The sequence below is a fragment of the Cupriavidus sp. USMAA2-4 genome, from assembly GCF_001854305.1.
GTDB classification, from domain to species: domain Bacteria; phylum Pseudomonadota; class Gammaproteobacteria; order Burkholderiales; family Burkholderiaceae; genus Cupriavidus; species Cupriavidus malaysiensis.
On record NZ_CP017748.1, the window covers coordinates 494,707 to 509,430 of the forward strand.

At 71.1% G+C, this 14,724-nt stretch carries 3 protein-coding genes; 1 reads left to right on the forward strand and 2 read right to left on the reverse strand.

The annotated features are described in order from the left end of the window. Positions 1 to 17: 17 nt before the first annotated feature. The gene (locus BKK79_RS02245) at positions 18 to 449 is read left to right on the forward strand and encodes a GNAT family N-acetyltransferase (protein ID WP_071012651.1); all 432 of its coding nucleotides are present in this window, start codon (positions 18 to 20) and stop codon (positions 447 to 449) included. 267 nt (positions 450 to 716) lie between these two features. On the opposite strand, the gene BKK79_RS02250 is transcribed toward BKK79_RS02245, so the two are convergent. After that, a complete protein-coding gene (locus BKK79_RS02250; RefSeq protein WP_157128372.1) occupies positions 717 to 1,181 on the reverse strand; it encodes a hypothetical protein in 465 nt (154 codons plus the stop codon). Between the two features lie 100 nt (positions 1,182 to 1,281). Beyond that, positions 1,282 to 14,718 (reverse strand): filamentous haemagglutinin family protein, encoded by a 13,437-nt coding sequence (locus tag BKK79_RS02255; protein WP_198173308.1) that lies wholly within the window; start codon positions 14,716 to 14,718, stop codon positions 1,282 to 1,284. Positions 14,719 to 14,724 lie beyond the last annotated feature (6 nt).

A 14,724-nucleotide genomic window follows, 5' to 3' on the forward strand; every position in this document is an offset into this window, starting at 1 on the left:
TCAAACTCGACTGATCCATGAATGCGAGTCTCCGCGCCGCTATATCCATTCGACGGCTTTTGCCAGTCGAATGGCCGCAAGCCTTCCCTGTTATCTCTCAGTTGCGCAAGCTGGACGAGGCTGAGTTTCTCAGGCGAACCCTCAGGCAATCGTATTCCGGCTACGAGCTGGTCGGAGCGTTCAGAGGCGGCGAACTTATCGGCGTCTTGGGCATGCGGCCGGTCCACACGTTGGCACGCGGGGCGTATCTGCACGTCGATGATTTAGTCGTCGTGGCGGAAGCGCGAGGAAGCGGCGCAGGGCACGCCCTGATGGATTACGCCGAAGCTGACGCACGCGCACGCGACATGAGTGCGGTGTTTCTCGACGCGAGACCAGAAGCCGTTTCGTTCTATGAGAGTCGGGATTTCGCGCTGCACCCTGCACCGTCGATGAAAAAGATTCTCTGATCACGCGACCGCGGGCCACCGACGGCATGCGGACAGTTGAACTTGGCCTACCGCGAGGCCACCGCCCCACCTTGCCCGGGTCTTGGCCATCTCCGGCCAGCACCACCGCGCCACGGCGACCTGGCAAAAGACACCAACCCCGCGCAAAGCGCACGCTCGTGCCGACATTTGAATTGAGCCCGCGCCCCGACCCTTCAAGACCGCACAGAAAAAGGCGATTGTGGAAAAGGGAACCCGCAAACAAATTGCCGTGTCTTCGAGCCCCCATCAAGCGCCGGGACGAGGACCGGGCGCGCCCCGCCGGAAGGCGATCCACGCGTGCAGCGCCCCCGCATGCGCGAACGAGGCCAGGCCGAAGGCCAGTGCCAGTGCCAAGGCCAGGCTCCATGTGCCCATGACGATGGCGATGGCGGGCGCGGAGGCATCGAGCATCTCGGCCAGTGTCGCCACCATCTCCTGCAGCGCGCCGGTGCTCCAGCCCAGCACCACGAACATGGCGCACCCCGCGGCCATGCCGGCGCGCAGGTAGCACAGCGCCAGCACGGAGCGCCGCGCGAAGGCGGCGCGCCGGTGCGACTGGTTGACGCGCAGGATGGCCACCGCATTGGACAGTGCCACGATGCCCAGCAGCGATGGCCAGAAGAACGGATGATCGCTGCGCGCATCGCGCGCCAGCAGCAGGCCGATGGTCAGGAAGGTGGGCGCCCCCAGCGTCGCCACCCCCCAGGACAAGGCTTGCCACGCCCACCACGGCCTGCGCCATTGCAGCGGCGCCGCGCGCCGGCGGCCCGCGCCCGGGCGCGCGGCGGTCGCCTCGGCGCGGGCCGGGAGTTCAGCGCCGGAGATTGCGCCGCTCCGTGGCGGTCAGCTGGCTGAGCTGCGCCTCGCTCAGTTCCACCTGTCCGAGCACCTGCACCACCCCGGCGGGATCGTAGCCGGCCGACGCGGCACGGCCGCCTTCGCGTGCCTTGCGCCCGCCTTCGTCGCCGTCCGTGCCGAAGCCGAGCACGCGCACGGTGAAGATCGACGGCAGGCCCTGGCGGGCCGCGCTGCGCTCGCGCTGCAGCGCCTCCTGCGCGGCACCGGCCGCCTGCGAGGCGACCGCGCTGGCATTGCTCAGCGCCCCCACGTTGACTGTCGCCGCCACCGGAATCCCGGTGGCCTTGCCCTGCACCTGGATGTTCTCGGCGTTGACCACCCGCAGCGCGGCCAGGTTGACGTTGCCGGATACGCGGATGCCCGCTTCGCCTGCGTCGATGGTGCCCAGCGGCGCGATCAGGTCGATGTCGCCCGGCGGCACCTCCGGGATCGGGTTGAGCGTGGCGATGCCCGCGCCGGTGTTGGGCGTGGTCGGCGACAAGGTGACCAGGCCGATGTTGTCGTACACGCGCCGCTGCGGCGTGTAGACCACGGTGGACTTGGCGCCGCGCCCGGCGTTGATGTCACCCTGCGCCGACCACGCCAGGATGTTGCCGCCGAAGGTGGTGAAGATGCGGCTCTGCCCCAGCAGGATGCTGTCCCTGGCGTAGATCTGCACCTCGCCCGCGCCCTGCGTCAGCACGCCCGAGCCCTCGCCGGGAATGAAGCCGCCGTCCACGCCGACCAGCGTGCGCCCGCCCGGCGTCATGATGTCGATGTCGCCGCCGAAGTCAGTGTGGATGCCGGCGTCCAGCAGGTCGTACACACCGATGTTGTACGGGTTGCCGGCCGCCTTGTGCTCATCGCGCCGCAGGTAGGGGACGCCCTTGAGCGGCCGCTTGGTGGCCGGCGCGCCCGACACCGGAGCGTAGTAATTGGCGCTGCTGAACATGGTCAGGTCGCCCTGGTAGGCCCGCGCGTTGCCCTGCGCGTCCTGCGTCGGGAAGAGCGTGGCGATGGCCTCGCGGCCGCGCAGGTAGCTGCCTTGGCGCGCGCCGCCCGCCTGGTTGTACTCGCGCCCGGCGGCCTTGAGCTCGGCGTAGTACACATTGCGCAGGTAGGCCCGCTGCTGCGCGGGCGGCAACGCCGTGAAGAACTGCCGCGCGTCCATGCCGGCCGCGTCGAAATGCAGGCCCGAGCCGTTGGGCCCGCCGAAGCGGCCGCTCAGCCAGTTGACCAGGTACAGCTGGCTGGCCAGCCCATACTCGCGCTGCAGGTCCCGCCTGGCGGCGTCCGCGCCGGCAGCCGGCGCCTGCTGGCGCGCCGCGTCGAGTTTCGCCTGCTTGCGTTGCAGGAACGCCGGCGCACCGGTCTCGTCACCGGCATAGCCGAACTGGGCGCGCAGCCAGCCGGACAGCGTCAGCTCGCCGCCATAGACCGCCGCCACCTTGCCCGGCTGGTCGGCCAGGGCGCGGCCGGCATCGGCCAGGTTGGCGGGATCCAGATAGCGCCGGGCAAAGGCGTTGAAATCCGGCCCCTCGCGGCCCACGCCCGCCGCCACCGCGATGCTGGCGCCGCCGCCGCGGCCGCCGGGGCTCACGTTGACCACCGGCCCGATGCTCTTCAGCTCGGCCCGGTCTGCCATGTACAGGTCGCGCCCGGCGGTCACTTCCAGCAAGCCGGGGCCGGCCACATAGAAGTTGCTGAAGCGGATGTCGCGGCCGGCGGAGACCACCGAGACATCGTCCGCGTTGTTGTGCACGATCAGGTTGCCGCGCGCGCTGGCATTCAGCACCGACGTCGGCTTCTCGGCGAGCGTGCCATCGCCGCGACGCGGCGGCAGGTACCAGCCGTGGCCGCCTTCCGGCACGTTCTCGGCTTCACCCAGCGCGGTGCCGGCATTGACCAGGTCGCGCCCCGCGCGGATCGCCACCGGGCCGCTGCCTTCGTACCAGTTGCCGAAGGTCAGGCTCGAGCCGACGCCGTTGGCACGGGAAATGATGGACCCCGTGCGCAGGCCGACGATATCGCCATCGACCGCATAGAAGCGCGCCGGCTGGCTGCCGGGGGCCGTGTGGCCCGACGCCGTGGGCGGCGTGAAGCTGAACAGGGGGTAGGCCTGGAACGTGGCCGCGCCGTCGTTGTTCGCCAGGAACACGCTGGCAGCCAGCCCGTCCGGACTGATATTGCTCAGTTTCAGCGTGCCGTAGTTGATCTTCACGGTGCTGCCGCTGAAAGCGGGGTTGAACGGATTCGGCAACGCGCTCGGATCGGCGCCCGACTGCGTGATGCCATAGCCGCCGGCGTAGATCGAATCGGCCGCCAGCAGCTCCAGCTGGCCCGCGCCCGGGCGGGCGTATTGCGGCCCCACCGGCGACGGGGCCAGCATCAGCGTGGTGCTGGACCGGACCGGCCGGTTCGTCTCATCCATGGCGCCCGTACTGGAATTGCCGTAGTAGAAGCTGCCGCTGCCAGCCACCGCGCGCAGCACCGACGGCATCATGAAGCGCCCGTCGGTGGCCGAGTGGTTGAGGCCGGCGCGGTCATCGGCCGCCGCCGTGGAGGGCGTCAGGTTGCCGCCCGCGCTGAACAGGTCGATGGCGGTGCCCGGCGTCCACAGCGAGAACCAGGTCCAGCCGTCGCCGCCGTAGCGGGCGCCGTTGGCACGGAATGGCGTGCCGTTGTTGGGCAGCGCCACGCGGCCGGCGTCGCCCACGCCGCCGAGCACCAGGTCGCCGCGCGTGTCGATGCGCACGCCGGCATCGCCGGGTACCAGCACCGGGCCGCCGCTGGCGATGGAGGAGGTGGCCTTGTACACCTCGTAGGCGCGCGATTCGGCGGGATCGGCGCGGTCGAAACGCAGCTCGATGCCGCCCACTGATGCGGCCTCCATGCGCAGCGCCCCGCGCAGGTTGACAACGGTGCTGTTGATATCGCTGTAGACGCCCGCGTAGCGGGTCGCCGGCGTGACATCGCCTGCCTGCGAGCTGGGCGCGCGCACTTCCGCCACCGGATTGAGCCCGCCGCCGATGCGGATGTCGAGGTCGCCGCCGCCGGCCAGGGCGAGCTGCCTGCCGTCGGTGGAAACCCGGCCCGTGCTGGCCACCACCAGGTTCAGGCCCTGGCTGTGGGACACCGCGTTGCCCGACGCGCTCATGCGCGACGACAGCATGCCGGCGTCGCCACCCGCCTCCAGCACCAGGTTGCCACCGCCGAGCGTGCCGATGCCGGTGAAGCCGACCAGGAACGGAGCGCCCGAGAACAGCGCGTAGCCATCCTTCGGGCCGGCCACATAGCTGCCGAAGTTGATCCACCAGGCGGCAGGCACGCCTTCGGCGCCCGTCACCGCAGTGCCGGTGCCCTGGCGCCACAGCCAGTTGCCGACGGCCGTGGAAGCGGGCTGGGGACGCAGGGTCCCGATCGCATCGACCCGTCCGCCCCCGGCGCCGATCAGGTCGCCCTTGACATCGCCCTGGGCGCGCACCAGCACATTGCCGCCGTGCTCCGGATACCAGGCGCGGTACAGGCTCTGGCCGCCGCCGTCGATGTAAGGCGTGAACGCAGTGCCATCCGGGCCCAGCAGCGTGCCGTCGCGCGCCGTGGCACGCGGCAGGTTGTAGGCCGCACCCACGCCTGCCGACTGCGTCCCGGCGGTGTAGACGCCGAAGGGCGAGCTCATGGTGAAATCACCGCCGGCAACCAGGTCCAGGTCGCCGGTGCCGGTGCGCAGCACGCTGAAGAGCTGCTGGCGGGCCGGCTGCAGCTCCGCCCGGTACACCGGGGGGATGCCATCCTTGACCTTGCGCACCAGCTCGCCATAGCCCAGCTCGTTGAAGTTCTTGACCTCTTCTTCCCCGCCCCAATCCGCGAGGTTGATCGGCGTGCCGGGCGCTTCCCCGATCACTTCCAGCGAGTTGCCCGTCCATACGTATTCGCCTGGCAGGCCGGTGCCGGGCAACACGACGTTGACCGAGACCAGGCCGTAGTGCGTATCGGCCAGCAGCAGGCCGGCCTGCTTGCTGCGCGCCTGCAGCGCGCGGGTGTCCGCGGCCTGCGTGTCCGCGCCGCTCGCCAGCCGCACTGACCACGATTGCGAGCCTTCGGCCAGCATCGGCGCCAGCGCCCAGTTGCGGCCCTGGTTCCCGCTGGCGTCGCCAGGCCGCAGCGACACCATGAGCGCGTCGCCCGGCAGCCTGACCACCGTTTCGCTCGGGATCACCGCGCCCTTGCGCAAGGCGAGCGCGCCCGCCAGGTAGACACCGGGCACGGTTTCCACGCGCGTGTCGGTCTGCGGCAACGGCACGCCGGCCGGCCAGGTCATGGCCGCCACGCTGGCCCCGCCGGCCAGCCGGTTGCCGGCGTCGAGCTGCATGCCGCTGGCCAGCGTGAGCGGCCGCGACAGCAGCGTGCCGGCCGCCAGCACCACCTGGCCTTGCGCGTCGCGCACCGCGCCGCCCAGCACCGTGCCGGCAGGCAGCACCAGTTCCGCCGCCAGCGTGGCGCGTGCGGGCAGCACCGTGCCGGACCGCAGGCTCACTGCCTGGATCGGCAGGTCGTAGTTGAGGGTCCGCCCCGACACGAAGAAGGTGCCTTCCGCCAGCGTGACCAGTCGGCCCTGCGGGATGACGACGTCGCCACCCCAGGGCACCCTGCCCTTGACCAGCACCCAGCCCTGGTCGTCCGGGGTGGCGGGCAGCGCCGAGGCGTCGAAGCCGTCGCTCAGGCTGCCGAGGACGTTGAGGTTGCCGCCCGCGCGCAGCACCAGCGCACCGGCTTCGCCGGAGCCATAGACGCCGCTGCGCTGCGTGTGCGGATTGACGCTGGCATAGCGGTAGCGCGACAGGTCGATGTCGCCATCGATATGCAGGTCGCCGTCGGGCGTGGCGCTGAGGATCTCCACGCCGGGGCGCAGGTGGAAGGCGTCCGTGAAGCGGCGCAGCCCGGCGAGCTTGCGGTTCATCAGATCGCCGTTGGCCAGCGCGCGGTCCATGAACACCAGGCTGTCGGCGTGCTTGGCATCCAGGTAGGCCTGGTTGACGACCTGGTAGGGACGGCCGTCCACGGCCGGGTCGGTGCCCCAGGCCGCATCCTTGTAGGACCAGAAGCCGTTGACCGTGAGCGAACGCACGCCGTCGATACGCAGCGCGCCGCCGGCGTCGATATCGATATCGTTGCCGGTCGCGCCGCCCAGGCGCGGCGCATTGAGCTCGACCGTGCCGAACGGCGCGGCGCCGGCGCCGGTGCCGGCGCGCAGGTCCATGCGCGCCCCGCTCTCCAGCGTAAGCCGCCCCGCGCCGGCATTGATCTCGATGGTGGCACGGTTGGGCGCTTCGATGACCTGTCCGTAGCTGTCCACGCGCAGCACCGTGCCATGCGCGTCGAGCAGCGCGCCGCCGCCGATGGTGACACCGTCGCGCGCGGCCAGGCGGATGCTGCCGACCTGCTCGCCGCTGGCGTCGATGGTGCCGGCCACGGTGAGCTTGCCACCGTCCACCGACACGCTGATCTCGCGCGCCTTGAGTTCGTCGCCGATGGCCAGGTCGCCCTGCTTGAGCTGGAAGCTGCGCATGCCCGCGAGCTTGCCGTCGTTGAGGCGCTGGTTCAGTCCGGTGAAATCGGCGAGTCGCTGCGCGCGGATATCCGCCCCGCCGGCGGCGAACGGCAGCAGGGTGCCGCCGGCATCGTAGTGGCCGCTGCTGCCACCCAGCAAGGTGCCGCGCAGGTCGACGGTGCCGGCGCCCGCGCCCAGCGCCAGCACGGTGAGCTTGCCGGCGCGGTTCTCCCTGGCGGACACGTCGATCAGCGCGCCCGCGGCCTGCCGCACATCGCCGGCGCGGCTTTCCAGCACCACGTCGCCGCCCCAGCTGTACTTGCTGACGTCATAGAAATCGAGCTTGCGGCCGGCCAGGTCGAGCCGCGCGCCTTCGCGCAGCACCACATCGCGCTCGGCGGACACGGTGAGCTTGCCGCTGGGCAGCACCACGGCGCTGTCCAGCGCCACGCTGCCGCCGTTGAGCGCGATCTCCGCGCCCAGGGCCTCGGCCAGCGCCTTGCCGGTCAAGGCCGGCAAGGCGGCACCGGCAGGCGCCGCCAGGCGGAGGTCGCCGCCGGCGCTGATCTTGTTGACCGAGCCGGCCCGGCCGGTCAGCAACGGCGTGTTCAGGTTCAGGTTGCCGCCGCTGTAGGCATAGCCCTTGGTGGCCTCGTCCCACGGGCCCTGTGACTGGTAGACCGCGAGCGATCCCTTCTGGTTGGCCGTGATGCGCTCGCTGGCGTTGAGGTCGACCTGCCCGAAGCCGAGCACCATGCGGTCCATCGTGTGGATCGTATCGGGACGGCTGTTCGGGCCATAGCCGAACTCGATCTGCCTGGCGTCGACCTGCAGGCGGCCGCTGCCGGTGCCGGCACCGCCGCTCGCCACCAGTCCCGGCGCATTGGTCGCGCCGTTCCATACCAGGATGTCGGTGCGGATGCGGGCCAGCGCATCGGCGTTGCCATAGCCCTGGATGGCGGGCGTGCCCAGCACCAGGCGCGCCAGCGAGGACTTGCCGGTGGCCGGGTCGATGGTGGACAGTTCCACCGAATCATAGAAACGCAGCGCGTCACGCGCGGTCAGCACCAGGTTCTCCAGCGCCGGCGCGCCGGTGCTGGTATCGCCCTTCAGGAGCCGGTCCAGCACCTGCTGGTTCAGCGTCAGGCCCGGCGGCAGCGCGTTGCGCGCGGCCAGGTCCGCCAGCGCGGCCTGGCTGCCCGCGTTGATGCCGCCCACCGACAGCAGCAGGTTGCGCGTGCCGTAGCGCGCCGCATCGCGCAGGTTGAAGTCCTGGTCGGTCGAGGCGGCGATGGTGCCCTCGGAATAGAGCAGCGTGGTGCCATGGCAGGCACTGCCCGCGCCGCAGGCGCCGATGTCGATGCGGCCCGCGCCCTGTCTGGGATCCGAGCTGTAGCTCGGCGCCAGCATGTCCAGCCAGCCGTTGGAGACCGCCAGCACGCTGCTGGCGCCCGGATCGTAGACATAGCCGTTGGTGGAGTCCCAGGCGGCCTTGCCCTGCCCCAGCGTACTGATGCCGCCGCCCTGCTCCACGAAGATGCCGCCCGCCTTGCTCTGGGTCACCAGGTACACCTCGGCGGCCTTGAGCACGGCGCCTTCGCGCAGGAAGATGCTGCCCGCCCCGCTATCGAACGTGGCGATGTTGGCGCGTTGCCGGCTGCCGGTGTAGTCGACATAGCGTACCGACGGCAGCCCGCCGATGCCCAGGCGCGGCGCGCCGATGGCATTGAGGTCCGCCGCGTACAGCGAGATGCCGTCGAAGCCCGGCGTCGGCGTGGCGCCGGCGCCCAGGATCTCGTAGTTGGTATCGCCCATCATCAAGGCGCTGCCGCCGAAGCCGCCCGCGGCCGGCGCATACAGGGTCCGCCCCGCGAAGCGCAGCACCGGCGCGTTGCCGGCGACGCCCGGCGTGGCCGGCGCGAAGGAGAAGCGCAGCGCCTTGGCATCCTGCTCCAGCTGGACGCGCGGCACGCCCTCGCGCGCGGCCTGGGCCAGGGCGAACTCCGCGTAGCTCATCTCGTTGTATTGCGAATAGCTGCGCAGGACGTCGGCGGGTGTCAGGAAGACCTGGGCCGGCAGTGCATTGCGGAAGCCGGTGTTGGCCACGCCCAGTTGCGCCGGGGCCGCATACGAGCCATTGCGCATGGCCATCGCGCTGCCGGCCGCCGGCATGCCGCGGGCAAGGCCGTTGAGCTCGACGCGGAAGGCCCCGGGCAGCAAGGCGAAGGTGGATGGCAAGAGCGTGTAGGTGCCGGCGGGCAGCCCGGGAACGCCGGCGCCGATGGTGATCTGGCGGCCGACGGCCGGATCGCTGGCGCCTTTCTCCGCCACCACCGGCGCGTAGCCCGGCTGCACCCCCGGCACGATCGCATAGACCGGATTGGTCGACAGACCCGGCAAGGTGAAGCCGCCCTGGGCGCCGACCTGCACCAGCGGATTCATGCGCGCGTCCACCGAGCCGCCGCGTCCGGCGAGGAAGGCCGCGCCGGTGAGCCTGCCGCCGCCGCTCAGGTCCAGCACCGCGTCCTGCCGCACGTCGACCGCTCGCCCGGCCAGGGTGATGGCCGGGCCGTTGCCCACGCCGTTGAACACGACATCCTTGCCGTCGTGCATATAGCTGAGGCCATCGAGCGAGCCGCCAAAGGGCATCACCAGGCCGGCGGCGCTGATCGAGCTGACGCTGCCCGGCAGCAGGTTCAGGCGCTCCGTGACGGCGCCGTAGCCCTTCGAACCCAGTTCCAGGTTGCCCAGGGGCGCCCGCACCACGCCGCCCTGGTTGATGGTCGGGGCACTGAAGCTCAGGCGGCCGAAGACCGAATAGGGCATGGCCGGCTCCGCCTCGCCGACGCGCTCGATATCGAGGTGGCGCGCCGGGTCGAATTCGCGCTGGATGGTGCCGTACTGGTCGACAAAGCTGCGCTGCCCGACGATCACCGCACCGCTGTCGCCCATGCCCGGATAGATCTGCGCGGCCGCCAGCGTCAGGTCGCCGGGCACGCTCAGTGAGGCAGCGCGGTACATGCGCATGTCGCCGCGGCTGCGCAGCATGGTGATGTCGAAGGCACCGCGCTCCACCGCCAGCGCGGTGTCGACGTTGCGCTTGATGACGCCGCGCACGCCGATCTGCATGGCCCCCGCCAGGTCGAGCAGGTCCGCCTCGACCTGCAACCTCGCGCCCGGCGTCACCAGTGGTACGCCGGCGGAGTTCAAGGCCGGGTTGGGCATGTAGTAGAACTCGGGCGGAACGCGGGTCGTGCCGGCCAGGCGGACATAGGGCGCGGCCAGGCTGACCCGGGTGCCCGCGGCGGCATGCTCCGCCAGCGCGAGCGCGCTGCTGGTCAGGCGCAGGCTCTGGCCCACGGCCAGGTTGACGTTGCCGTCGAAGCTGATCATGCCATTGGCCAGCAGCGCGACGTTGTCGAAACCGCCTGCCCCGATGCGGTCCACGCCGACGCGCCCGGCGCCGTAGACCAGGGCGGCATCGCGGTCGCCCGGCCGCAGTCCGGCCGCCAGCGCGGTGGCGCCCTGCGTCTGCGCCAGCACCAGTTCACGCGCGGCGCGCACCGCGTCCTCCACGCTGGGGCTCTTCTGGCTGTAGTTGTCGACCGGTCCGTAGGCCGGTGTCTCCAGGTTCAGCGCCAGCGTGCCGCCGGCGGCGCCCGGGCCGCCGGCGGCTGCGCGCAGGCTGCCGTCCAGGAACAGGCCGCGGAAGGAGCTCAGCGCGATCACGCCCCCGTCGCCGGCCACCAGCGTGGCACCGAGTCCGGGCAGGTCCAGCCGCGCGGAAGCGCCGGAGGCATCGATCCTCGCGCCCGGCCGAACCACGACGAAGGCGTCCGCCGCATCGACCTTGGTGGCGTCGAGGTCGTGACGCGCGCCGATCTCGATGGTGCCGCCCTGGTCCACCTTGCCGTAGACATGCCCGCGCGCATCGAGGGCGGTGACCGCGCGGCCGCCGGCATCGAGCACGGCGTCGTTGCCGATCCAGATCGACATGGCATCGGCAATGCCGTTGGGCCGGTCCGCCAGGTTGCCGGTGCCCAGCTTGCCGGGCAGCAAGGCGATATTGCCGCCCCAGGCGTTCAGCGCGCCTTCGACGGTGATCTGGCCATTCCCCTGCAGGGTCAGCGCGCGGCCGGGATCCACGGTCACGCTGGCGCCGTGCCCGACCACCAGCGGTGCCTGGGTATAGACCGAACCGGCCGACAAGGCCAGGTCGGCGCCGCCACGCTGGGTCAGCACGGCCTTGCGCGGGTCTTCCTGCCACAACGGCGGCAGCCAGCGCTCCAGCACCTGCGCCGGATCGGCGCCGCCCGCCACTGTGCGGCCCTTGACGGCGTCGAAGCGCAGCACAGGCATCGCCACCGCCAGCTGGGCGTCGCGGGCCACCTGCACACCCTGCTGGGCGGCCACGGCGTAGCGCGCGAAGCCGCTCTGGAACACCTCGCCGCCGATCACCAGCAGCGGCTTGACGGCCACCGCCTCAGGCAGCTTCGTGCCGGCCTGCAGGCGCGCGCCCTCGGCCAGCACCACGTCCCTCGGCAAGGGCGTGCCGGCCCGCAGCGTGCTGTGGAATGCCGGCACCGGGATGCCGTTCGGAAAGACGTCCGCCGGCACCACGTAGCCCGGCGCCAGGTCGCCGAAGGACCCGACCAGCACGGTCCCGGCAGGCACGGTGTTGCCGTTTGTATAGTAGCGGCCCTTGTCGTCGAGCACCGAGAAGTTCCAGGTCGTGCCGCGCGGCACCAGCCACGGCGCCTGCAAGGTGACCTTGCGCGCCGTGCTGAAGCTCGGGTTGCCTTGCATCGCCTGGCCCGGCGCCACGGTGTCCGCCGTGTAGGTGAAGTCGCTGGCCAGCACGGTGCCGGCCGGCAGCGTGACCGGCTGCGCCAGCGTCAGGTTGACCGCCACCGACTGGCCCGCCGGCAGGATGCCGCTGTCGGCCAGCAGGCCGCCACCGATGGCGATGCCCACGCCGGTGTCGATGGTGAGCGTGCCCCCGCCCTTGACGCCATAGGCGCGCAGTTCCCCTTCCATGCGCAGGGCGCCGGAGCCGGTGCCGGCGACGTCGTTCTGGTTGGACAGCAGCGTGATATTGCCGCCCCGCCCGCCCTGGAGCTTGTTGCCGGCCAGCAATGCCGCACCCGACGACACATCGAGCACGCTGCCCTGGCCGAGTGTGACGTCGCCGGTGCTGCTGAGGGTGATCGCGCCGCCGTCGACGTAAGGCAGCCCGCCGATCCGCGCGGGGTCCAGTGCCAGGTTGGACCATTGGCCCCGGGCGTCCAGCGTGACGCCCCGCGCCACCGACACGCCGGGTACCTGGCCCGCGGCCGGTAGTGCCACCACCGGCACGTCCAGCCAGCTGCCACCGCCGCTGCTGGTGTACTGGTTGACCATATTGCCCAGCGCGATGCGGCCGCTGTGCGCCGCCAGGTCCGCCCGCACGTCCACCTGCGTGGCATGCAGCGCGAGATCGCCACCCGCGGCGACCTGCACGGCCGCACCCACCTCGATGCCGTCCCTGGCATAGATCTTCAGGGCGCCCAGGCCGAGCCCGCTGATCCACCCGGCATCCAGGCGCAGCTTGCCCCGGCGCTCGTCCGGCAGCGCGTCGGCCAGGGCCAGGCCATCGGCGATGCCCGGCACGGCGCCGATTTCCACCTGCTTCACCGTTGCCTGCGGGCTGTCGCGCAGCATGCCGGTCTTGCTGTCGTAGATCGGCGTAAGCTGCCCGACGATCAGCTGGCCCGCACGCGCCACGGCGATCTGCGATTGCCTGTAGCCATCCAGGCTGGCATCGCGCCGCTCGTGCTGGCGATCGCCCTGGAAGACCGTGGTGTCGACCCTGCCTTCGAGCAGCGCCGACTGCGTGGCCACGACCAGCCGGCCCGCATCGCGCCCCACCGTGTAGCCGTCCTCGAAGCGCGAGCTCGGCGCGATCAGCGGGCTGTAGTAGTAGTCGGTGCCGTTCTTGCCCCAGCGCGCATGCGTGTCCTCGAAGCCGCGGTACAAGCCGGTGTAGAGGATGTCCGCCGGCGCCTTGGCCAGGTTGTACAGGAAGCCGTCGCTTCCCTTCAGCCAGGTCTGCAGGATGCGGCCGCTCTGCACGTTCAGCGAGCCGCCGGAGAGATTGATGCCGGAGCCCGCCTGCGTGACCAGCTCGCCTCCCTTGAACAGCACGGTGCCGCCCTGCGCGGCCCACTCGCCGATGCCGTGGCCGGCGGTGCTCAGGTAGCCGCTGACCTCCAGCAGGCCGCCGCCCGTATACAAGCGCTCGGTGGCGTAGCCGTTGGTTCCCGCGGCGACGCGCACCAGGGTACGGCGGTCGATCCAGATATTGGTGTTGTTGAGCAGTTTGCTGTCGCGATTGCGCGGCGCGTCGCGCTGCTCGTTGCCCTGGACGTTGATCATGACGTTGTTGGATTCCATCGCCACGCTCACGCCCACCGCGCCGGCCACGTCGATCGCGGCGCGATCCGCCACGCGCGCGCGGCGCGCGGCGTCCACCATCACCTGGCCGCCGGTGGCCAGCGTCATCGAGTCGGACTGGAAGTCCACGTCGCCGCCGGCATCGATCTTCACCAGCGACTGGTCGCGGCGGTTATAGCCGGCGCCATCGCTGATCCTGGCGGAATCCTTGATCAAGGTGTCGCGCTGCGCGTCCAGCGCGGTGGCGTTGCTTTCGTCGAGCAGGATGGCGCTGACGCTGCCGGGCGCCAGCACCACCCGGCTGCCGGTGTCGCCCACGGCTTTCAGGTGCAGCGTGCCGCGCGCGTTGACCGAGGTGCTGGACAGCGCCACCCCGGCCTGCTCGACGCTGCGGCCGACCAGCGTGATGTCGCCGGTCGCCGCCTGCAGCAGGCCGCTGTTGCTCACGCGGCCTGCCGGGCTGCCGGCGTTGCGCAGCACCCCGACTTCATTGCCGCGCGTGCTGGAATCCTGGTTGGCATCGGTGCCGGCGCCACGGCGGATGACGAAGCTGTCGCCGGCCGCCAGCGTGACCTGTCCGGCCGGCGTGGAGATGGCGCCGCGGTTGTGCGCCTCGCGCCCCAGCAGCAGGACATAGCCGCCGCCTTCGGTCACTGACTGCGGCTTGCGCGTTTCGATGCGCGCGCCGGCCTGCACGATCACGTCGCCGCTGGCATTGCCGTTCGATGCGCTGCTCGGGGTGACGACCAGGTCGTTGGCGAAGGTCGGCACGTGGCCGGCCCCCAGCACATCGCTATAGAGGCCCTTGCGGAACTGCGCATCCGTCATGCCGGCGGCGGCCGCGACCAGGTTGCGCGTGTCGACCTGGCTGCTGCCCGTGAACACAATGCCGTTGCGGTTGACGATCATCACCGTGCCGTCGGCCTTGATCTGCCCCTGGATCTGGCTGGGCCGCGCCTGCGGATCGTTGACGCGGTTGAGCACCGACCAGCTCGGCTGCTGGTCGAACTGCACGGTCGTGTTCTTGCCGACGTTGAAGGTCTCCCAGTTCAGGATGGCCTTGTCCGCGGTCTGCTGGATGGTGACCTGCGTGCGGCCGTCGACGACCTGCTGCCCGCTTTCCTTGTCCAGCTTCCTGGCATTCACCCAGCCCGCGGTCAGGCTGTTGGTATCGACCTTCAGGCCGCCTTCGGCCAGCCCATCCGGCACCGACGCGTCGCGCATCGCCGCCTCGCGCGCCGCCGCCTGCGCCGCCTGCATGGCGGCAATGCCGCGCGCGGCCACGTTGAGGTTATCCAGCGAGCGCTGCAATTGCTCGTTGGCGCGCTGCTGCTGCGCCAGCGGATTGGTCAGCGACGCCACCGGCTGGCCGTTGGGCAGGCGGCCGGTGGTCGCGGCCACTTCCTGCACCATGTTCTTCTGCGCCATCCAGGC

Bases quoted from the DNA above. Each gene is read 5' to 3' on its own strand.
- BKK79_RS02245 (WP_071012651.1), top strand. From the start codon at position 18: ATGAATGCGAGTCTCCGCGCCGCTATATCCATTCGACGGCTTTTGCCA.
- BKK79_RS02255 (WP_198173308.1), bottom strand. From the start codon at position 14,718: ATGGCGCAGAAGAACATGGTGCAGGAAGTGGCCGCGACCACCGGCCGC.